Origin of the sequence: Janthinobacterium tructae, from assembly GCF_006517255.1 — a bacterium.
In the GTDB taxonomy this organism is placed as follows: domain Bacteria; phylum Pseudomonadota; class Gammaproteobacteria; order Burkholderiales; family Burkholderiaceae_D; genus Janthinobacterium; species Janthinobacterium tructae.
Map to the genome: position 1 here is coordinate 5,036,443 of NZ_CP041185.1, position 19,176 is coordinate 5,055,618.

General features: G+C 61.4%; 18 protein-coding genes and 1 riboswitch. Of the genes, 14 read left to right on the top strand and 4 right to left on the bottom strand.

From position 1 onward, the window contains the following. The first annotated feature begins 15 nt into the window (after positions 1–15). From FJQ89_RS22130 to FJQ89_RS22175, 10 genes are all read left to right on the top strand, one after another. Positions 16–822 (top strand): response regulator, encoded by an 807-nt coding sequence (locus FJQ89_RS22130; protein ID WP_141171719.1) that lies wholly within the window; start codon positions 16–18, stop codon positions 820–822. 53 nt (positions 823–875) lie between these two features. Beyond that, positions 876–1,130, top strand: coding sequence for a hypothetical protein (locus FJQ89_RS22135; protein WP_096233818.1), 255 nt, complete (start codon positions 876–878; stop codon positions 1,128–1,130). Between the two features lie 83 nt (positions 1,131–1,213). Continuing rightward, positions 1,214–1,329, top strand: a riboswitch (TPP riboswitch). Between the two features lie 79 nt (positions 1,330–1,408). Beyond that, on the top strand, positions 1,409–3,322 hold the full coding sequence (gene thiC / locus FJQ89_RS22140; protein WP_141171720.1) for a phosphomethylpyrimidine synthase ThiC: 1,914 nt from the start codon (positions 1,409–1,411) through the stop codon (positions 3,320–3,322). A 20-nt stretch (positions 3,323–3,342) separates the two neighbouring features. After that, entirely contained in the window at positions 3,343–3,546 is a 204-nt protein-coding gene (thiS, locus tag FJQ89_RS22145) for a sulfur carrier protein ThiS (RefSeq protein ID WP_071079564.1), read from the top strand. Between the two features lie 14 nt (positions 3,547–3,560). After that, on the top strand, positions 3,561–4,355 hold the full coding sequence (locus tag FJQ89_RS22150) for a thiazole synthase (protein ID WP_141171721.1): 795 nt from the start codon (positions 3,561–3,563) through the stop codon (positions 4,353–4,355). Continuing rightward, positions 4,355–5,131, top strand: a complete 777-nt coding sequence (locus FJQ89_RS22155) for a hydroxymethylpyrimidine/phosphomethylpyrimidine kinase (protein ID WP_168208590.1) — start codon at positions 4,355–4,357, stop codon at positions 5,129–5,131. The genes FJQ89_RS22150 and FJQ89_RS22155 overlap by 1 nt, the downstream gene beginning before the upstream one ends. A gap of 10 nt (positions 5,132–5,141) precedes the next feature. Beyond that, a complete protein-coding gene (gene thiE, locus FJQ89_RS22160) occupies positions 5,142–5,786 on the top strand; it encodes a thiamine phosphate synthase (RefSeq protein WP_141171722.1) in 645 nt (214 codons plus the stop codon). Positions 5,787–5,831: 45 nt separating this feature from the next. After that, the gene (locus tag FJQ89_RS22165) at positions 5,832–6,464 is read left to right on the top strand and encodes an ANTAR domain-containing response regulator (protein WP_099760683.1); all 633 of its coding nucleotides are present in this window, start codon (positions 5,832–5,834) and stop codon (positions 6,462–6,464) included. A gap of 112 nt (positions 6,465–6,576) precedes the next feature. Then, positions 6,577–7,683 carry an S-(hydroxymethyl)glutathione dehydrogenase/class III alcohol dehydrogenase gene (locus FJQ89_RS22170; RefSeq protein ID WP_141171723.1) on the top strand — a complete coding sequence of 369 codons (1,107 nt, stop codon included), beginning with the start codon at positions 6,577–6,579 and terminating at the stop codon, positions 7,681–7,683. 188 nt (positions 7,684–7,871) lie between these two features. Continuing rightward, positions 7,872–8,726, top strand: coding sequence for a hypothetical protein (locus FJQ89_RS22175; protein WP_141171724.1), 855 nt, complete (start codon positions 7,872–7,874; stop codon positions 8,724–8,726). Positions 8,727–8,797: 71 nt separating this feature from the next. Here the strand turns inward: FJQ89_RS22175 and FJQ89_RS22180 are convergent, their stop codons facing one another. Next, the gene (locus tag FJQ89_RS22180; RefSeq protein WP_141171725.1) at positions 8,798–8,998 is read right to left on the bottom strand and encodes a hypothetical protein; all 201 of its coding nucleotides are present in this window, start codon (positions 8,996–8,998) and stop codon (positions 8,798–8,800) included. 109 nt (positions 8,999–9,107) lie between these two features. Here FJQ89_RS22180 and FJQ89_RS22185 point away from each other — a divergent pair, with 109 nt between their 5' ends. After that, on the top strand, positions 9,108–11,411 hold the full coding sequence (locus tag FJQ89_RS22185; RefSeq protein ID WP_071079467.1) for a UvrD-helicase domain-containing protein: 2,304 nt from the start codon (positions 9,108–9,110) through the stop codon (positions 11,409–11,411). A gap of 268 nt (positions 11,412–11,679) precedes the next feature. On the opposite strand, the gene FJQ89_RS22190 is transcribed toward FJQ89_RS22185, so the two are convergent. The 3 genes from FJQ89_RS22190 to FJQ89_RS22200 form a co-directional block, all read right to left on the bottom strand. After that, complete coding sequence (locus FJQ89_RS22190; RefSeq protein ID WP_141171726.1) at positions 11,680–12,471, bottom strand: BPSS1780 family membrane protein; 792 nt, start codon at positions 12,469–12,471, stop codon at positions 11,680–11,682. 2 nt (positions 12,472–12,473) lie between these two features. Continuing rightward, on the bottom strand, positions 12,474–13,430 hold the full coding sequence (locus FJQ89_RS22195) for a homoserine kinase (protein ID WP_141171727.1): 957 nt from the start codon (positions 13,428–13,430) through the stop codon (positions 12,474–12,476). 83 nt (positions 13,431–13,513) lie between these two features. Further along, complete coding sequence (locus FJQ89_RS22200; protein ID WP_141171728.1) at positions 13,514–13,909, bottom strand: hypothetical protein; 396 nt, start codon at positions 13,907–13,909, stop codon at positions 13,514–13,516. Positions 13,910–14,213: 304 nt separating this feature from the next. On the opposite strand from FJQ89_RS22200, the gene polA reads away from it, so the two are divergent. The 3 genes from polA (at position 14,214) to FJQ89_RS22215 (ending at position 18,938) form a co-directional block, all read left to right on the top strand. Continuing rightward, complete coding sequence (gene polA, locus FJQ89_RS22205; protein WP_141171729.1) at positions 14,214–16,964, top strand: DNA polymerase I; 2,751 nt, start codon at positions 14,214–14,216, stop codon at positions 16,962–16,964. An 86-nt stretch (positions 16,965–17,050) separates the two neighbouring features. Beyond that, entirely contained in the window at positions 17,051–17,935 is an 885-nt protein-coding gene (locus tag FJQ89_RS22210) for a dienelactone hydrolase family protein (RefSeq protein ID WP_141171730.1), read from the top strand. A 244-nt stretch (positions 17,936–18,179) separates the two neighbouring features. Further along, the gene (locus tag FJQ89_RS22215; RefSeq protein WP_071079461.1) at positions 18,180–18,938 is read left to right on the top strand and encodes a ZIP family metal transporter; all 759 of its coding nucleotides are present in this window, start codon (positions 18,180–18,182) and stop codon (positions 18,936–18,938) included. The last annotated feature ends 238 nt before the right edge of the window (positions 18,939–19,176 follow it).

The following is a 19,176-nucleotide window of genomic DNA, read 5'->3' on the forward strand; positions in this document are numbered from 1 at the left end:
TTTAGGAATACCGCCATGCTTCAAGCCACCGAGATCCTGAACGCCAGCATCCTCATCGTCGATGACCAGGAGGCCAACGTCATGCTGCTCGAACAGGTGCTGCGCAACGCCGGCTACACGCGCATCACCTCCACCATGGACCCGCAAGCCGTGCACGCGCTGCACCAGCAGCACCGCTACGATCTGATCCTGCTCGACTTGCAGATGCCGGAAATGGATGGCTTCGAAGTCATGGAAGGCTTGCGCGACATCGAGGCGGGCAGCTATCTGCCCGTGCTGGTGATCACGGCCCAGCCCGGCCACAAGCTGCGCGCGCTGCAAGCTGGCGCCAAGGACTTCGTCAGCAAGCCCTTCGACCTGGTGGAAGTCAAAACACGCATCCACAACATGCTGGAAGTGCGATTGCTGTACCAGAAACTGGCCGAATACAACAAGTCGCTGGAGCAGATGGTGGAAGAACGCACGGCGGAGCTGCGCGAAAGCGAAGCGCGCTTCCAGCGCTTCACGGAACTGTCGTCCGACTGGTACTGGGAGCAGGATGCGCAGGGCAACCTGACGCGCTTTTCCGGTCCCGTGGCTGAAATGCTGGGCATCGGCAGCGAGGAAGAGCCGCAGCGCTGGAACGCGGCCGAACGCGCCTTGCTCGACGCTAAAATTGCCGCGCGCGAACCGTTCCTCGACTTCATCTACAGCCGCGCCAACCTCGACGGCAGCACGCAGTATTTGCAGGTCAGCGGCGAACCGATGTTCGACAATGGCAGCCGCTTCATCGGCTACCGCGGCATCGGCCTCGATGTCACGGAGCGCCATCGCGCTGTTTGATTGCCGACCGTTGATTTATACTTGTTGCCATCCACATCGACAAGGAAAGCATCATGGCTGACAAATCTCCCTCCTACTGGTTTCCCGCCAAGACCTATGGCTGGGGCTGGGGCTTGCCCATCACCTGGCAAGGCTGGCTGGTGTTTCTGGCCGCACTGGCGCTGTTCGCCTGCGGCGCCTTCCTGTTCCCGCCGCAAACCATGCTCGTCGGCTACATCGTGTATGAAGTGGCCATCGTTGCCGCGCTCATTTTCATTTGCCAGCTGAAGGGCGAACCGACTGCCTGGCGCTGGGGCAAGAAGAAGTAACGCCGAAGCACAAAGACGACAAAGCAAGAAATCATCTGGCCACGCGGCGCGAACCGCGTATAATTGGCTCGCTGCCGCAAGGCGGCAAACGCTAGGGGTCCTGCCTTTCGCTGTGGAAACACAGTGCAAGCGCGGGTGAGAAATACCCTCCGAACCTGATCTGGATAATGCCAGCGAAGGGAAGCTTTAGGATGAACGCACCCCGCCTTTCCGCGTGCGCAATTCCGAACCTCCTTAGCTGGCTCCAGGCTTAAAAATAGTCTAGCCAAGGAGCCAAAATGAACGCCAACCCGAAATTCCTCTCCGCCACCGCCACGGTCGACGAAGCCGCCATCGCGCCGCTGCCCAATTCGCGCAAGATCTATGTCGAAGGCAGCCGCCCCGACATCCGCGTGCCCATGCGCAGAATCAGCCAGTCCGACACGGAAGCGTCCTTCGGCGGCGAAAAGAATCCACCGATCTATGTGTACGACACCTCCGGCCCCTACACGGACCCGGACGTGCAGATCGACATCCGCTCGGGCCTCGATACGCCGCGCCTGCCGTGGATCATGGAGCGGGCCGACACGGAAGAATTGCCCGGCCCCACCTCCGACTACGGCATCGCCCGCCTGGCGGACCCGAAACTGGCCGAGCTGCGTTTTAACTTGCACCGCAAGCCGCGTCGCGCCATTGCCGGCAAGAACGTCACGCAAATGCATTACGCGAAGCGCGGCATCATCACGCCGGAAATGGAATTCGTGGCCATCCGCGAAAACATGCGCCGCCAGGAGTATTTGCGCGAATTGCAAGCCTCCGGTCCCATGGGCGAACGCCTGGCCGACCTGATGGGCCGCCAGCATCCGGGCCAGTCGTTCGGCGCCAGCATCCCGGCCGAAATCACGCCCGAATTCGTGCGCGAGGAAATCGCCCGCGGCCGCGCCATCATTCCCGCCAACATCAACCACCCGGAAGTGGAACCGATGATTATCGGCCGCAATTTCCTGGTGAAAATCAACGCGAACATCGGCAATTCCGCCGTCACCTCGTCCATCGGCGAGGAAGTGGAAAAGATGACCTGGGCCATCCGCTGGGGCGGCGATAACGTGATGGACTTGTCCACCGGCAAGCATATCCACGAAACGCGCGAATGGATCGTGCGCAACAGCCCCGTGCCCATCGGCACCGTGCCCATCTACCAGGCGCTGGAAAAGGTCAATGGCAAGGCCGAAGATCTGACGTGGGAAATCTTCCGCGACACCCTCATTGAACAGGCCGAGCAGGGCGTCGATTACTTCACCATCCACGCCGGTGTGCTGCTGCGCTATGTGCCGATGACGGCCAAGCGCCTGACGGGCATCGTCTCGCGCGGCGGGTCCATCATGGCGAAGTGGTGTTTGGCGCATCACCAGGAATCGTTCCTGTACACGCATTTCGAAGACATCTGCGAAATCATGAAGGCGTATGACGTCTCGTTTTCGCTGGGCGACGGCTTGCGTCCCGGCTCCATCTACGATGCCAACGACGAAGCGCAGCTGGGCGAACTGAAAACCCTGGGCGAGCTGACGCAAGTGGCATGGAAGCACGACGTGCAAGTGATGATCGAAGGCCCCGGCCACGTGCCCATGCAACTGATCAAGGAAAACATGGACTTGCAGCTGGAACAGTGCGGCGAAGCGCCGTTCTACACGCTGGGGCCGTTGACCACCGATATCGCGCCCGGCTACGACCACATCACGTCCGGCATCGGCGCGGCCATGATCGGCTGGTATGGCACGGCCATGTTGTGCTACGTGACGCCGAAGGAACACCTGGGCCTGCCCAACAAGGCGGACGTCAAGGACGGCATCATCACCTACAAGATTGCGGCGCATGCGGCCGACCTGGCGAAAGGCCATCCGGGCGCGCAAATCCGCGACAACGCCCTGTCGAAAGCCCGCTTTGAATTCCGCTGGGACGACCAGTTCAACATCGGCCTGGATCCGGACAAGGCGCGCGAATTCCACGATGAAACCTTGCCCAAGGATTCGGCCAAGGTGGCGCATTTCTGCTCCATGTGCGGCCCGCATTTCTGCTCGATGAAGATCACGCAGGAAGTGCGCGAATACGCGGCCGGCATGGGCATCGCGGAAGACCAGGCACTCAAGCAGGGGATGGAGGTGAAAGCCATCGAATTCGTCAAGAACGGCGCCGAGCTGTACCGCAAGGTCTGAGGGAGAGCGTGATGCCTGCATTGATATCCATCACGCTCAACGGCGCACCGCACCAGGTGCCGCCGGGGCAAACCCTCGATCAATTGATCGCCGCGCTGTCGCTGGAAAACCAGGCGCTGGCGCTGGCCGTCAACCGCAACGTCGTGCCGCGCAAGGCGTGGCCGGGCCAGGTCTTGCAGGTGCAAGACCAAGTGGAAATCGTGCGCGCCATCGGCGGCGGCTAGACTAAGGAAAAGCAATGACAAGTAATAACAATGACGACCTGCTGACGATCGCAGGCAAGCAATATCAATCGCGCTTGCTGGTGGGCAGCGGCAAGTACAAGGACTTGCCGCAGACGCGCGAAGCGACGGACGCGGCCGAGGCGCAAATCATTACGGTGGCGATCCGCAGGGTCAACATTGGGCAAGACCCGAATGCGCCCAGCCTGCTCGACTTCGTGCCGCCGGATCAGTACACGATCTTGCCGAACACGGCCGGCTGCTACAACGCGAAAGATGCCGTCTACACGCTGCAACTGGCGCGCGAACTCTTGGGCGGACGCAATCTGGTCAAGCTCGAAGTATTGGGCGACGAGAAGACCCTGTTTCCGCACATGCCGGAAACGTTGATTGCGGCCGAAGCGCTGGTCAAGGATGGCTTTGACGTGATGGTCTACTGCAGCGATGACCCCATCCAGGCAAAAATTCTGGAAGACATCGGCTGCGTGGCCGTCATGCCGCTGGCCTCCCTGATCGGCTCGGGCATGGGCATCTTGAATCCGTGGAACTTGTCGCTGATCATAGCCCAGGCGAAAGTGCCGGTGCTCGTCGATGCTGGCGTTGGAACGGCGTCGGATGCGGCCATTGCCATGGAACTCGGTTGCGATGGCGTGCTGATGAATACGGCGATTGCCGGCGCGCGCGACCCCGTGCGCATGGCGCGTGCGATGAAGCTGGCCGTGCGGGCCGGACGCGAAGCGTTTCTGGCGGGGCGCATGCCACGCAAATTCGCCGCCTCGCCGTCGTCGCCGATGGCGGGCCGCCTGGCGTGATGGTGCCGATGCGTCTGCCGTGTCGTCCGGTTGTGCTGGTGTTTTCCGGCCTCGACCCTTCGGGCGGTGCCGGCCTGGCCGCCGATATTCTGGCCATTGCGGCGCAGGGTGCGCATGCCTTGCCCGTCATCACGGCGCTGACGGTGCAGGACAACGACAGGGTCTTTGGCGTGGAAGCGGTGGCGCCGGAACTGCTGCGCCGGCAGGCGCTGGCCCTGATCGACAAGATGGCGATTCATGCCGTGAAAATCGGCATCCCGGGCAGCGCCGCGAATGCGGCCGTCATTGCGCAACTGATCGCGCAACTGCGGCAGGCGCGGCCCGATTTGCCCGTGGTGCTCGACCCCGTACTGGCCAGCGGCCATGGCGACGTGCTCAGCCGGGACGACGCCGTGCTGGCGCTGGCGCCCTTGCTGCCGCTGACGACCGTGATCGTCCCGAACGGGCCGGAAGCGCTGGCCCTCGGTGGCGTAGAAAACCTGCGCGCGCAAGGCTGCCAGCACGTGCTGGTGACGGGCGGGCATGGCGACGGTGAGGCAGTGCTCAACCGTTGGTTTGATGCCGAGGGCGGCGAGCGCGAGTGGCGCTGGCCCCGTTTGCCGGGCGAATTCCACGGCAGCGGCTGCACTCTGGCCTCGGCCATCGCGGCGCGCCTGGCATTGGGCCAGGCACTGCCCGAAGCGCTGGATCAGGCGCAAAGCTATAGCCATGCGGCCCTGGCCGGCGCGTATGCGATTGCGCCAGGTCAACTCATGCCGCAACGATTCTTTACATAAGGAAAACATCATGCGTGGACTGTATCTGGTCACCCCGAACTGGGATGACACCGACCGCCTGCTCGACGTCAGCGAGCAAGCCCTGCAGGAAGGCGTGGCGCTGCTGCAATATCGCCACAAGAGCGCCGAGGCGGAGCAACGGCGCGAACAGGCCGGTGCCTTGCTGGCGCTGGCCCGCAAGTATGGCGTGCCTTTCATCATCAATGACTTTATCGAACTGTGCGAAGAACTCGACGCGGACGGCGTGCACGTTGGTGGCACGGATGCGTCCGTGGCGCAGGTGCGCGCGCGCCTGGGCAAGGAGAAGATCGTCGGCGCCTCGTGCTATGGCGACATGGCCCTGGCACGCACGGCCGAGGCCGGCGGCGCCAGCTACGTGGCCTTCGGCGGCTTTTATCCGTCGCTGGTGAAAAAGTACCCGGTGAGCACGCCCCTCGATATCGTGCTGCAAGCGAAACGCGAGATCGCCTTGCCGTGCGTGGTGATCGGCGGCATGACGCCGGACAACGCGGCACCGCTGGTGGCGCGCGGCGCCGACATGGTGGCGGCCATCACTAGCGTCTATCAGGCGGACGATATAGATATTGCGGTGCAGCAATTCGATCAATTGTTTGCGGCATGCGCACGGGAATGGAAGGCTGATTTGGGCGAATAATCGGCATATAATAAGAACATCATTCATTACCGAGGTCCCCCACCCATGAGTCAGCCAGCCGCCGCGAAACGCCTTATCCTGATCGTTGACGATGACCAGCTCCTGTTGGAATTCCTCGGCGAAATCTTGCGCCATGCCGGCTACGAGACGGCCCTGGCCCATTCGGCCGAAGTGGCGCTGCAAATGGTCGCCCAGCGCGAGCCGGACTTGGCCTTGCTCGACATCCACATGCCGGGCATGTCCGGCCTGGAACTGGCCAAGCGCTTGCATGGCGAAACGGGCGTGCCGTTCATGTTCCTGTCCGGCAGCGGCGACAGCGAATCGGGCAAGCAGGCGGCCGCCTACGGCGCTGTCGGCTACGTGGTGAAACCCGTCGATGAAGGCCGTTTGATGCCCGCCTTCGAAGCGGGCCTGGCGCGTGCCGATGAAATCCGCCAGCTGCGGCGCACCGAACTGAACCTGAATGCGGCGCTGGCCGCCGGGCGTGAAACCAGCCTGGCTGTCGGTTTGCTGATGGGCAAGTTCCAGACGGATCGCAACACGGCCTTCGAAGTGCTGCGCGACCACGCCCGCTCCAGCCGCCGCAAGATCAATGAAATCGCCAGCCAGCTGCTGCTGGCCGAGGAAACGCTGAACGGCTTGCACGGCGCCTTTTTGAACCGCGCGAAAAGCAAGTAGGTGTTGCACCGGCGCCGGCGTGGCACGTCGGCGCCTGCCTTGTTATGATGTGACGCTACGGCGCGCTGGCGCGCCCGGTTCAACCATACACAGCACACACCACAGGACACACATGAAAACCAAAGCAGCGATTGCATGGAAGGCGGGCGCGCCTTTGACCATCGAGGAAGTCGATCTGGCCGGCCCGCGCGAGGGCGAGGTATTGGTCGAAATCAAGGCCACGGGCATTTGCCACACCGATTACTACACCCTTTCGGGCGCCGACCCGGAAGGCATCTTCCCGTCCATCCTCGGCCATGAAGGCGCCGGCATCGTCGTCGATGTGGGCCCTGGCGTGAAAAGCCTGAAAAAGGATGACCACGTCATTCCCCTGTACACGCCGGAATGCCGCCAGTGCAAATTCTGCCTGTCGCAAAAAACCAATCTGTGCCAGTCGATCCGCTCGACGCAGGGCCGCGGCCTGATGCCGGACGCGACCTCGCGCTTTTCCATCGACGGTCAACCCATCTTCCACTACATGGGCACGTCCACCTTCTCGAACTATATCGTCGTGCCGGAAATCGCCCTGGCCAAGATCCGCGAAGACGCGCCATTCGACAAGGTTTGCTACATCGGCTGCGGTGTGACGACGGGCGTGGGCGCCGTATTGTTCACGGCGAAGGTCGAGGCGGGCGCGAATGTGGTCGTGTTCGGCCTGGGCGGCATCGGCCTGAACGTGATCCAGGCAGCGAAAATGGTCGGCGCGGACAAGATTATTGGCGTCGACATCAACCCGGCGCGCCAGGCCATCGCGCGCAAGTTCGGCATGACGCATTTTGTCAACGCCAACGAAGTGGACAACGTGGTCGATACCATCGTGCAACTGACGGACGGCGGCGCCGACTATTCGTTTGAATGCATCGGCAACACCACCACCATGCGCCAGTCGCTCGAGTGCTGCCACAAGGGCTGGGGCCAGTCCATCATCATCGGCGTGGCGGCGGCCGGCCAGGAAATTTCCACCCGTCCATTCCAGTTGGTGACGGGGCGCGTATGGAAGGGTTCCGCCTTCGGCGGCGCGCGCGGCCGCACGGACGTGCCGAAGATCGTCGATTGGTATATGGAAGGCAAGCTCAATATCGATGATTTGATCACGCACCGTTTGAAACTGGACGATATCAACCAGGGTTTCGACTTGATGAAGAGCGGCGAATCGATCCGCTCCGTCGTGCTGTATTAATTGAAATACGCCGTACCACGGCGTTTTTGCGGAGGCTGCGGCCTCCGTTTTTTTTCGTTCGTGATTTGCCATTCATCGCGCAAGCCTGCCGTCCAGGCCAGCCTTTGTGCCGCCTGTCGCAGCGCGCTGGAGGCCAGGTTCGCTTGCCGCTACAGTCAACGCTCCACAACTTTAGCGACGAGGCAGCCATGTCCACTTCCCACCGTTTGATCCTCAGCCTGGCCGGTATCCTGCTTGGCGGCAGCGCGCTGGCCGTGCAGCCGCCCGAACCGCCCGCGCCGCCGGTCGCACCGGCCGCACCGAGCAAGCAGATCAATATTTCCATGGGCAGCGGCGATGGCTATGCGCTCGTCGACAGCAGCGAGGATAGCGTCACGATGGCAGGCACCGATGTCGATGGCCAGCAGATCAAGCAGCTGCAGCGTTCGCTCAAGGGGCATTTCCTGTGGTTCCGTGACCAGGGCAAGGGCTATGTGACGCAGGATGCCGCGCTGCTGGCCCGCGTGCGCGACGCCTGGAAGCCGTCGCAAGATCTGGGTTTTCAGATGAGCGGCCTGGGCAAGCAGATGAGCGAACATGGCAAGGTCATGGGCGAAATGGGCCGCAAGATGGGCGCCCATGGCGCAGCGCAGGCGAACGGCGGCACGCGCGATGCGGAACAGTTGCAAACGCTGGGCCGCCAGCAGCAGGAACTGGGCCGCAAGATGGGCGAGGCGGCGCGCCGCCAGGCGCAGGCGACCACGGAGACAGCGCGCCGTGCGGCAGGGCGCGAGGTGGAGCGTTTGCAGCAGCAGATGGAAGATGCGCAGGATGCCATGGAAGAGGTCAACGACCGCATTGCCACCAAGCAAGAGGTCGAAGCGGCCAAGGCAGACGCGCTGTCGCGCCAGATGGATCAGCGTGGCAAGCCGATGGAAACCCTGGGCAAGCAAATGGAAGCGCTGGGCCGCCAGCAGGAAAAGGCATCGAAAGCGGCCGACAAGACCACGCGCCAGGTGATCGCCCAGGCGCTCAGCGAAGGCAAGGCAAAACTGGTGCGCTAGGATCGATGCCAGGCGGCGGCCACGGTGCGGTATTGCGCCGGCAACTGCTCCCTGGCCTCGTCCATGCTGGCTTACACGGCATCCTGCAGCGTTTTCCAGTGCGCATCGCAGCTGAAGCGATAAACACGCGCCTCGTCTGCGTAGCGGCACACGGCCAGGCCGTGGATGGCGACGGGGGCGGCGCCATGCTCATCGGTGATATGGCCGAACGGCAAGTCCGACCAGGCCCAGGCCAGTACGCGGGCGCCGTCGAGGTGAGTGGGTGGTGTCATGGGATGCAGGCCGCTGTGTCGGGACGCCGATTGTAGCGCGCACATGGAAAACTGGCGCGACCCCTGGACAAATGCACAGTATTTTTAACCATGCCGGTATAATCACGGCATGCAAAATCTTCTTCACAACCTCAATCCCGAACAATTGGCTGCCGTCACCTTGCCGGCCCAGCATGCGCTGATCCTGGCTGGCGCCGGTTCGGGCAAGACCCGCGTGCTGACCACCCGCATCGCGTGGCTGATCCAGACCCAGCAGGTATCGCCGCCCGGCATCCTGGCCGTGACGTTTACGAATAAAGCCGCCAAGGAAATGCTCACGCGCCTGTCGGCCATGTTGCCGATCAACACGCGCGGCATGTGGATCGGCACCTTCCACGGCCTGTGCAACCGCTTGCTGCGCACGCATTACCGCGATGCCGCCTTGCCGCAGACGTTCCAGATCCTCGACTCGCAGGATCAGTTGTCGGTGATCAAGCGCTTGTTGAAGGCAAACAATATCGATGATGAAAAATTCCCGCCGAAGACGGTGATGTATTTCATCAACAATGCCAAGGACCAGGGCTTGCGCGCCACGGACGTGGAAGCGTACGACGCGCACGAGCGCAAGATGGTCGAGCTGTACCAGTTGTATGACGACCAGTGCCAGCGCGAAGGCGTCGTCGATTTTGCGGAACTGCTGCTGCGCACGTACGAATTGCTGAGCCGCAACCAGCCCCTGCGTGAACATTACCAGGCGCGTTTCCGCCACATCCTGGTGGACGAGTTCCAGGATACGAATAATCTGCAATACAACTGGTTGAAATTGCTGGCTGGCCACGGCAGCCGCGATGGTGGCGCCCTGTTTGCCGTCGGCGACGATGACCAGAGCATCTACGCGTTTCGCGGCGCGAATGTCGGCAACATGAGCGCCTTCGAGCACGAGTTTCAGGTGAAGAACTTGATCAAGCTGGAGCAGAACTACCGCTCGCATGGCCACATCCTCGACAGCGCCAACGTGTTGATCGCGAACAATAGCAAGCGCCTGGGCAAGAATCTGCGCACGGACGCGGGCCATGGCGAGCAGGTGCGCGTGTATGAGGCCAGTTCCGACTTGCAGGAAGCGCAGTGGATCATCGAAGAGGCGAAAAGCCTGATCGCCGATGGCGCCTCGCGCAGCGAAATCGCCATCTTGTACCGCTCGAATGCGCAGTCGCGCGTGATCGAACATGCGCTGTTTTCAGCCAGCATTCCCTACCACGTGTACGGCGGCCAGCGCTACTTCCAGCGCGCCGAGGTCAAGCACGCGATTGCCTATTTGCAATTGATGGACAATCCGCACAATGACTCCGCTTTCTTGCGCGTGGTCAATTTCCCCACGCGCGGTATCGGCATGCGCTCGATCGAGCAATTGCAGGCAGCGTCCGAGCAATACGGCATTTCGCTGTACGCCTCCGTGCCTTACGTGGCGGGCAAGGCGGGCAGCGTGCTGGCCGGTTTCGTCAAGCTGATCGAAGGCGTGCGTTTCGAAACGCAGCAACTGTCGCTGCCGGAAATGGTCAGAGTGGTGCTGGAAGCGAGTACCTTGCTGCAGCATTATCAGAATGAAAAAGAAGGCGCCGACCGCATCGAAAACTTGGAGCAGATGGTCAGCGCGGCCAGCCAGTTCGTTTCCGAGGAAGGTTTCGGCCAGGCGGCACCGGCCCATCTGGGGCCAGCCGCCCAGGCGCAGTCGGGCGCACCCGTCGTCAACCAGGATGGCATCGAGATACTCGACGCGGACGCGCCGTTGCCGGCCGTCATGTCGCCCCTCTCCGCCTTCCTGTCGCATGCATCGCTGGAAGCCGGGGATAACCAGGCGCAGGCGGGCCAGGATGCGCTGCAGATGATGACGGTGCACTCTGCCAAGGGCCTGGAATTCGACAACGTGTTCATTACCGGCCTGGAAGAGGGCCTGTTTCCGCACGAAAGCAGCTCGAAGGAAGACAATGGAGTGGAAGAGGAACGCCGGCTGATGTACGTGGCCATCACGCGCGCGCGCAAACGCTTATATATGAGCTTTGCGCAGACGCGCATGCTGCACGGCCAGACGCGCTACAACATGAAGTCGCGCTTCTTTGACGAGTTGCCGGAAGAAGCGCTGAAATGGCTGTCGCCGAAGGTGCAGGCGAACTGGTTCGGCAACCGCAAGTCGGCCTGGGACGAAGCGCCCAAGGTGGCCAGCCTGGGGTCGGACAATGCGATTGCGCAAAAGATCGCGCAAAAAGCCACGGGGGGCGGCTGGCGCATCGGCGAATCGGTGGCACACGCCAAGTTCGGCGAAGGCGTGATCGTCAATATCGAAGGCGGCGGCGGCAATGCACGCGCGCAAATCAACTTCGGACAGCATGGCATGAAGGTGCTGGACCTGGGGATTGCGAAGCTGGAACGGCTGTGAAGGTAATCCGACACCAACGCGGGCGCTAACAATGTTGTCGGATTACGCGTGGCCTTCGGCCCCGCTAATCCGACCTACTGGAAGAAACATTGCCGGTCGTGTAGGTCGGATTAGCGGCGGAACGCTGCGTAATCCGACGCTGCGAGGCCAACAATGGTGTCGGATTACGCCTTCGGCTAATCCGACCTACGTGTGGCATTGCAAGGTATTCGGAAAATAAAAAAGGGGCAGCCTGCGTAGGCTGCCCCTTTTTACATCTGGCCGACGATCACTCGCCGGCCTTGTCCAGCGACACCGTCTTGCTCTCATCGACGGGCACGCCGAAGATCTGGCGGTAGGCGGCGTAGAACGAGCAATGCATGATGATGGTCAATATCATCGACAGGGGCATCATCAGCTGCATCATCAGCGGCGTGCGGCCAAAGATGACGGCCAGCAACTGGCTGGTGACAACGCTGATGGCGAACCAGGTGGAAGCGAAGACGATGAAGGCCGACAGCGAGCGCCAGACGGCGAAAAAGCTGAAGAACAGCGACTTGCCCAGGCTGGTTTGTTTCCAGTAAATCAGCGGTGCGGCAAAGCAGAAGGCCATGGCGGCGGGCACGTACAGCACGATGGCCAGCAGGATGCCCAGGCCCATGCGCGATTCGGGGATGGCGGCGCGCGCCGCTTCTTCCGTCAATTGCCCCGTGACCAGTTGCCACAGCAAGCCGTCGTCCACCAGGGTCGAGGCGCCGATGGCAACGATGGCCATCAGGATGTACAGCACGCCCAGGCCCAGCAGGGAAGGAAACGCGGGCTTGCGGAAGCCCGAGATCAACAGGCTGGGCAAGACGCGCTTGCCCTGGTCGATATTCAGGCAGCCTTGCACGAAGGCGATGGAAAACACGGGGACCAGGATGACGGGCAGCATTTGGCCGAGCAGGGGCACGATGCTGACGGCCAGCATGCAGAACATATAGCCGAGAAACAGCATCGACATGCCGCCAGGTTGCTGGCGAAACAGGGAGAATCCCTGTTTCACCCATTGCCAACCTGTACTTGCAGGTAATTTTTCCATGTTTAAAACAGTTCCGGGGCAGGTGTGGCGATACGTTCGCGCAGAATGCGTTCGAAATGCGTGGGATCGTGCGGGGTCAGCATTTCCGCTTCGCGCGGCTGGTAATAATCGTACAGGCGCGACAGCCAGAAGCGCAGCGCGGCAGCGCGCAGCATTGCTTGCCATGCCGTCTGTTCTTCATGCGTGAACGGGCGCACGGCCTGGTAGGCGTCCAGCAGGGCGCGCACGCGCACCTTGTCGAGCACGCCCGTTGCCAGGTCCACGCACCAGTCGTTGACGGTGACTGCCACGTCGAACAGCCAGGTGTCGCAGCCGGCAAAATAAAAGTCGAAAAAGCCCGTCAGTTGCTCGCCGTCAAACATGACGTTGTTGCGGAACAAGTCGGCATGCACGGGGCCGCGCGGGATGGCTTTATAGGTATCGCAAGCTGCAAAGGCGTCCTGGAAATGGATTTCCGCACGCAGCAAATGCGCCTTGGCATCGTCGAGGTGGTGCAAGACCAGCGGTGTGGTGGCGTTCCACCACTGCAGCCCCCGCAAATTCGGCTGCTGCAGTGGGAAGTCCTGCGCCGCCAGGTGCATCTTCGCCAGCATGGCGCCGACAGCCGCGCAATGCACGGCTTGCGGTGCCATCTGCGAGCTGCCGTCGAGTTTGCTGACGATGGCCGCCGGCTTGCCTTGCAAGGCCGTCACCAGTTCGCCATCGGCATTGGCGATCGGCGCGGGCACCAGCACGCCCCGGTCCGCCAAATGACGCATCAGTTGCAGATAAAACGGCAATTGCTCGAAGCTGAGGTTTTCAAAGATCGTCAGCACATACTCGCCGCGCTCCGTGCTCAGGAAGAAATTGCTGTTTTCGATGCCGGACGCGATGCCCTTGAGCGCCAGAGGTTTGCCGAGTGGAAACTGCGTGAGCCACTGGCCGATATCGTCCAGGTATAGCGCGGTAAAAACTGCCATGGGAAAGAGGGGTATGGTCTAAAAGGTCAAAAAAAGCCGGCTGCCCCGCAGGTGGCCGGGGCAGGGCAGAAGAGAGTGGCTGCTTACTTCGCTGCTGCGGGTGGTGCTGGCGCGTCTGCGGCCTCTTCGTCGCGTTGTTTCTGTTTCTTCTTGCCCAGGTCAAATTCCAGCACTTTCCATTGCGGGCCGCGCAGGGCATTGCCATTGGCCTGGTCGGCGCCGGCGGCCGGCTTCATGTAATAGGTGCTGCCGCCGCTGGTGACTTTCACTTCGCTGGTGACACCCGCTTCGCGTTTTTCGCTAATCTGCTGCTTGGCGGCGGCCGGCGCCACGGTGATGGGCGCTTCGCCCATTTCCTCGATACGTTCGAGCTGTGGCGGCGCTTCGCTCGGTTTGGCCGGCGTCTGGGCGCTGGCGATGGCCGAACATGCCAGCAGGGGCAGGGCGAGGAATGTCCAGAGTGTCGATGTACGCATCATGATGGGTTCGCTTCCATGTGTGGGACTGCAGTGCGTGCAGTGCTGTATTGCCGTCAATTTATCTATAAGGCATTGTAACAAACTGGTAGGCAATGCTGCTTAATACGGCTGATTAAATGCGCGGAAATAGGCCCTGTTCATCCGCCGGGCGGCCAGGCGAGGGTTCAGTCATGGCAAATTGCGCAAAAAACGCGGGCCCTGTCCCCGGTGGCGCGGCCCTAAACTCTGCGATAATTGGGCGATATTCCACCCGCCGCCGCTGTTTCTTTCCGGCTGGCGCGGCTCACCTTATTTTATTGGCATTATGCAAAACACCCTGCTGTTAGTCGACGGTTCCAGTTACCTTTATCGCGCCTTCCATGCGCTGCCCGACCTGCGCAGCCCGGACGGTTATCCCACGGGCGCCATGCACGGCATGGTCAACATGCTGCGCCGCCTGCGCGCCGATTACCCGGCCGCCTACATCGCCTGCGTGTTCGATGCCAAGGGCAAGACGTTCCGTGACGATATGTATCCCGAGTACAAGGCCACGCGCGCCTCGATGCCGGACGACCTGCGCCTGCAGATCGAACCGATCCACGAAGCCGTGCGCGCCATGGGCTGGCCCATCTTGATGGTCGACGGCGTGGAAGCCGATGACGTGATTGGGACTTTGGCCGTGCAGGCGGCCGCCGCCGGCATGAACGTGGTGGTCTCCACGGGCGACAAGGACCTGGCGCAGCTGGTCAACAGCCAGGTGACCCTGATCAATACCATGAGCAATGAAAAGCTCGACGAAGCAGCCGTGCTGGCCAAGTTCGGCGTGCCGCCGAACCGTATCATCGACTATCTGTCGCTGATCGGCGATACCGTCGACAACGTGCCGGGCGTATCGAAATGCGGCCCGAAAACGGCCGTCAAATGGCTGACCCTGTACGACAGTCTGGAAGGCGTGATGGAAAACGCGGCCAAGGTGGGCGGCGCCGTGGGTGAACACCTGCGCACGGCCCTGCCTTGGCTGCCGCAGGCGCGCGCCTTGATCACCGTCAAGACCGATTGCGATCTGTCCGGCCACATGACGACGATCGCCGACTCGCTGGTGGCGAAACACGAAGACAAGGACGCCTTGCTGGCCTTCTTCAACCGCTACGGCTTCAAGGCGCTGCTGCGCGAACTGGGCGCGGCGCCGCCTTTGACGTCGCCAGTCGGCGCACCGGTAGCCACGACGAACACGACCGGCGACATGTTCGCCGATGCCGCGCCAGCAGTGGAAGCCGTGTATGAAACCGTACTGACGGACGAGCAGCTGGACAAATGGATCGCCCTGATCGACGCGGCGTCCCTGACGGCCGTGGACACGGAAACCACCTCGCTGGAACCGATGACGGCGCAAATGGTCGGCATTTCCCTGTCGGTCGCCGAACACGCCGCCTGCTACATCCCGCTGGCGCACGATTACGCGGGCGCGCCGGATCAGTTGACGCGCGAACACGTACTGGCGAAACTGCGCCCGTGGCTGGAAGATGCCAACAAGCCCAAGCTGGGCCAGAACCTGAAATATGACAGCCATATCTTCGCCAACCATGGCGTGACGTTGCGCGGCATCGCCCACGATACCTTGCTCGAATCGTATGTGTTCGAATCGCACAAGAAGCACGACATGGACAGCCTGGCCCTGCGTCACCTGAACTACACGACGATTCCGTTCGAGGATGTGTGCGGCAAGGGCGCCAAGCAGATCACGTTCAATCAAGTCGAGGTAGAGCAGGCGGCGAAATACGCGGCCGAGGATGCCGACGTGACCTTGCGTTTGCACAATGCCATGTGGGGCAATGTGGCGAACGATGAAAAACTCACCTTCATCTATGAAAAGATCGAAATGCCGACGGCCGTGGTCTTGCAAAAGATCGAGCGCAACGGCGTGCTGATCGACGACGAATTGCTCAACATCCAGTCGGCCGAACTGGCTGTCAAAATTCTGGAGCTGGAAAAGAAGGCGTATGAACTGGCCGAGCAGCCGTTTAACCTGGGTTCGCCCAAGCAGATCGGCGAAATTTTCTTCGAGAAGCTGAAGCTGCCGGTGGTCAAGAAAACCCCGACGGGCGCGCCTTCGACGGATGAAGAAGTGCTGCAAAAGCTGGCCGAGGATTATCCGCTGCCCAAAGTGCTGCTCGAATACCGTGGCATGGCCAAGCTGAAGTCGACCTACACGGACAAATTGCCGAAGATGATCAACGTCACCACGGGCCGGGTGCACACGAACTATGCGCAAGCCGTGGCCGTGACGGGACGCTTGGCGTCGAACGATCCGAACTTGCAGAATATTCCCATCCGCAGCGCGGAAGGCCGGCGCATCCGCGAAGCGTTCATCGCGCCGCCGGGCAGCCATATCGTCTCGGCCGATTATTCGCAGATCGAATTGCGCATCATGGCGCATATCTCGGGCGATGAAGCCATGCTGCGCGCGTTTGCCGACGGCATCGACATTCACCGCGCCACGGCCGCTGAAATCTTTGGCGTGCCGGCCGCGGAAGTGCAAAGCGAACAGCGCCGCTACGCAAAAGTCATCAACTTCGGGCTGATCTACGGCATGAGCGCATTTGGCCTGGCCGGTAACCTGGGTGTGGACCGCACGGCTGCGCAAAGCTATATCGACCGCTATTTCGCGCGTTTCTCGGGCGTGAAACAGTATATGGAAGACACGCGCCAGCAAGCCAAGGCGCGCGGCTACGTGGAAACCGTGTTCGGCCGCCGTTTGTGGTTGCCGGAAATTAATTCGCCAAATGGCCCGCGCCGCCAGGGCGCGGAACGGGCGGCGATCAACGCACCGATGCAGGGCACGGCGGCCGACCTGATCAAGCTGGCCATGATCGCCGTGCAAGGCTGGCTGGAAACGGACGGCTTGCAAACGAAGATGATCATGCAGGTGCACGATGAACTGGTGCTGGAAGTGCCGGATGCGGAACTGGAACTGGTCAAGCGCAAGCTGCCGGAACTGATGGCGGGCGTGGCCGCGCTGAAAGTGCCGCTGACGGCGGAAGTGGGAGTAGGGAAGAACTGGGACGAAGCGCATTAACACTGTGCAGTGGCAGCAATGACCGTAGGTCGGCTTAGCGCAGCGTAAGCCGACATTTCCAAACGCAATATCTTCAGGGGAAACGCATGAGCGACATGATCACCGATTGTGAAAGTTTGCTGGGCCAGAGCAGCCTGTCCGGGCCGGACGGCCGGCGTGGTTTCCTGAAGGTAGCGCTGGGCGCGGGGTTTGCCGTGGCCGTGCTGCCCGTGGCGGCGCAAGACGTCATCAAGACGGATTCCGCCGGGCTCGTCACGGGCAGCATGTCGGTGATGGTCGATGGCCAGGCCGTGCCCGTGTATGCGGCCCAGCCGGAAGGCAAGACGGGTTTGCCCGTCGTGTTGGTCATTTCGGAAATCTTTGGCGTGCATGAACATATCGCCGACATGGCGCGCCGCTTCGCCAAACACGGGTATCTGGCGCTGGCGCCCGATCTGTTCGTGCGCCAGGGCGATCCGACCAAGGTGGCCAGCATCCCGGAGTTGATGAAAGGCATCATTGCCAAGACGTCGGACGCGCAAGTGATGGCGGACCTCGATGCAGTTGTTGCATGGGCGAAGCAGAATGGCGGCGACACGAGCCGCCTGGGCATCACGGGCTTTTGCTGGGGCGGGCGCATCACGTGGCTGTACGCGGCGCACAATCCGGCCGTCAAGGCGGGCGTGGCCTGGTATGGCCGCCTGGTGGGCGAAGCGACTCCTTTGCAGCCGAGCAACCCCATCGATATCGCCCCGACCTTGAAAGTCCCCGTGCTGGGCTTGTATGGCGGCAAGGATACGGGCATCAGCCAGGAATCGATCGCGAAGATGAAAGACGCGCTGGCCAAGGGCGGCAACAAGTCGCAATTCGTCGTCTATCCCGATGCAGGCCACGCCTTCAACGCCGATTACCGCCCCAGCTACGTGGCGGCCGATGCGAAAGACGGCTATGCGCGTTGTTTAGCCTGGTTCAAGAGCCACGGTGTGGCGTGATCTGCAGCAGAAAAACACCGCATTTCCCAGAAGTTAACGCGAAAGGCGCACCGGGCTGTAAAATGCCCGCTGCGCGCCAATGCAGTACAATTGCATCTTCATCGCGCCACGCTGCCGCCAGACGCGCAAAAAATTAAACAATAGATAACAACGCATTCATCAGGCCAGACGCCAGCATCGCGGCGCCAGTGACCCGGCGCCATTTTGAGGTAAGAAAATCATCGATCCCGTCCTTATATCCATTTTGCTCGCGACCACGCTCGCGGGCGTGTTGAGCATTACCGCGGCGGCGATCTTTTCGTTTGCATTCCTGTCCAAGGTGGTCGAGCGCATGGTCAGCTTGTCCGTCGGCATCATGTTGTCGACGTCATTGCTGCACGCCTTGCCCGAGGCGTTCGAATCGCAGGCGGACCCGCGCAGCCTGTTCGCCACCCTGCTGGCGGGCTTGCTGGCCTTCTTCATGCTGGAAAAATTTGCCATCCTGCGCCATTCGCACCACCACGAAGGCGATGGCCACCACCATGCGCACGGCCACGACAAGCACGAGGCGGGCAAGGCCGGCTGGATGATCCTGGTCGGCGACGGCATGCACAATTTTACCGATGGCATCCTGATCGCCGCCGCCTTCCTGGCCGACCCGAAGCTGGGCCTGGTGACGGGACTGGCCATCATCGCGCATGAAATCCCGCAGGAAATCGGCGACTTTATCGTGCTGCTCAATGCCGGCTTCTCGCGTCTGCGCGCGTATATCTTCAATCTGCTGTGCAGCCTGATGGCGGTGGCCGGCGGCTTGCTCGGCTATTTCACCCTGGACCGCGCCAGCAATCTGATTCCCTACGTGCTCGTGTTCGCCTCGTCCGGCTTCATCTATATCGCCTTGAGCGATCTGATGCCGCAGATGCAGCGCCGCGCCACCCTGCGCGAAACCATCCCGCAAGTGCTGCTGATCGCATTGGGCGTGTGCATCGTGCTGTTCCTGACGCATAAGCGCCACGGCGGTTGATGCACCGTTTTACCTGCGCAGTGCCAGCTATGCTATATTGCCTTTTTGACTAACTAGAACAGAAAGGAGGAAAATATAATGGAAGAAAATTTGTTGCTCGCCTTGTGGCGCGCACGCTCTTTAAGCGCATTTGCCCGCTCTTGCCCACGTTTTATCGCGCTGCGATAACCTGGCCAGAGCAAAGCCACCCTCCTAAACGAGTCCTTTCCTGGTACTCCGTTGTCGTTAGCGCTCCTGT

Bases quoted from the DNA above. Each gene is read 5' to 3' on its own strand.
- FJQ89_RS22130 (WP_141171719.1), top strand. From the start codon at position 16: ATGCTTCAAGCCACCGAGATCCTGAACGCCAGCATCCTCATCGTCGAT.
- FJQ89_RS22175 (WP_141171724.1), top strand. From the start codon at position 7,872: ATGTCCACTTCCCACCGTTTGATCCTCAGCCTGGCCGGTATCCTGCTT.
- FJQ89_RS22150 (WP_141171721.1), top strand. From the start codon at position 3,561: ATGACAAGTAATAACAATGACGACCTGCTGACGATCGCAGGCAAGCAA.
- thiC (WP_141171720.1), top strand. From the start codon at position 1,409: ATGAACGCCAACCCGAAATTCCTCTCCGCCACCGCCACGGTCGACGAA.
- FJQ89_RS22200 (WP_141171728.1), bottom strand. From the start codon at position 13,909: ATGATGCGTACATCGACACTCTGGACATTCCTCGCCCTGCCCCTGCTG.
- FJQ89_RS22195 (WP_141171727.1), bottom strand. From the start codon at position 13,430: ATGGCAGTTTTTACCGCGCTATACCTGGACGATATCGGCCAGTGGCTC.
- FJQ89_RS22170 (WP_141171723.1), top strand. From the start codon at position 6,577: ATGAAAACCAAAGCAGCGATTGCATGGAAGGCGGGCGCGCCTTTGACC.
- polA (WP_141171729.1), top strand. From the start codon at position 14,214: ATGCAAAACACCCTGCTGTTAGTCGACGGTTCCAGTTACCTTTATCGC.
- FJQ89_RS22190 (WP_141171726.1), bottom strand. From the start codon at position 12,471: ATGGAAAAATTACCTGCAAGTACAGGTTGGCAATGGGTGAAACAGGGA.
- thiE (WP_141171722.1), top strand. From the start codon at position 5,142: ATGCGTGGACTGTATCTGGTCACCCCGAACTGGGATGACACCGACCGC.
- FJQ89_RS22210 (WP_141171730.1), top strand. From the start codon at position 17,051: ATGAGCGACATGATCACCGATTGTGAAAGTTTGCTGGGCCAGAGCAGC.
- FJQ89_RS22185 (WP_071079467.1), top strand. From the start codon at position 9,108: ATGCAAAATCTTCTTCACAACCTCAATCCCGAACAATTGGCTGCCGTC.
- FJQ89_RS22165 (WP_099760683.1), top strand. From the start codon at position 5,832: ATGAGTCAGCCAGCCGCCGCGAAACGCCTTATCCTGATCGTTGACGAT.
- FJQ89_RS22135 (WP_096233818.1), top strand. From the start codon at position 876: ATGGCTGACAAATCTCCCTCCTACTGGTTTCCCGCCAAGACCTATGGC.
- FJQ89_RS22155 (WP_168208590.1), top strand. From the start codon at position 4,355: ATGGTGCCGATGCGTCTGCCGTGTCGTCCGGTTGTGCTGGTGTTTTCC.
- FJQ89_RS22180 (WP_141171725.1), bottom strand. From the start codon at position 8,998: ATGACACCACCCACTCACCTCGACGGCGCCCGCGTACTGGCCTGGGCC.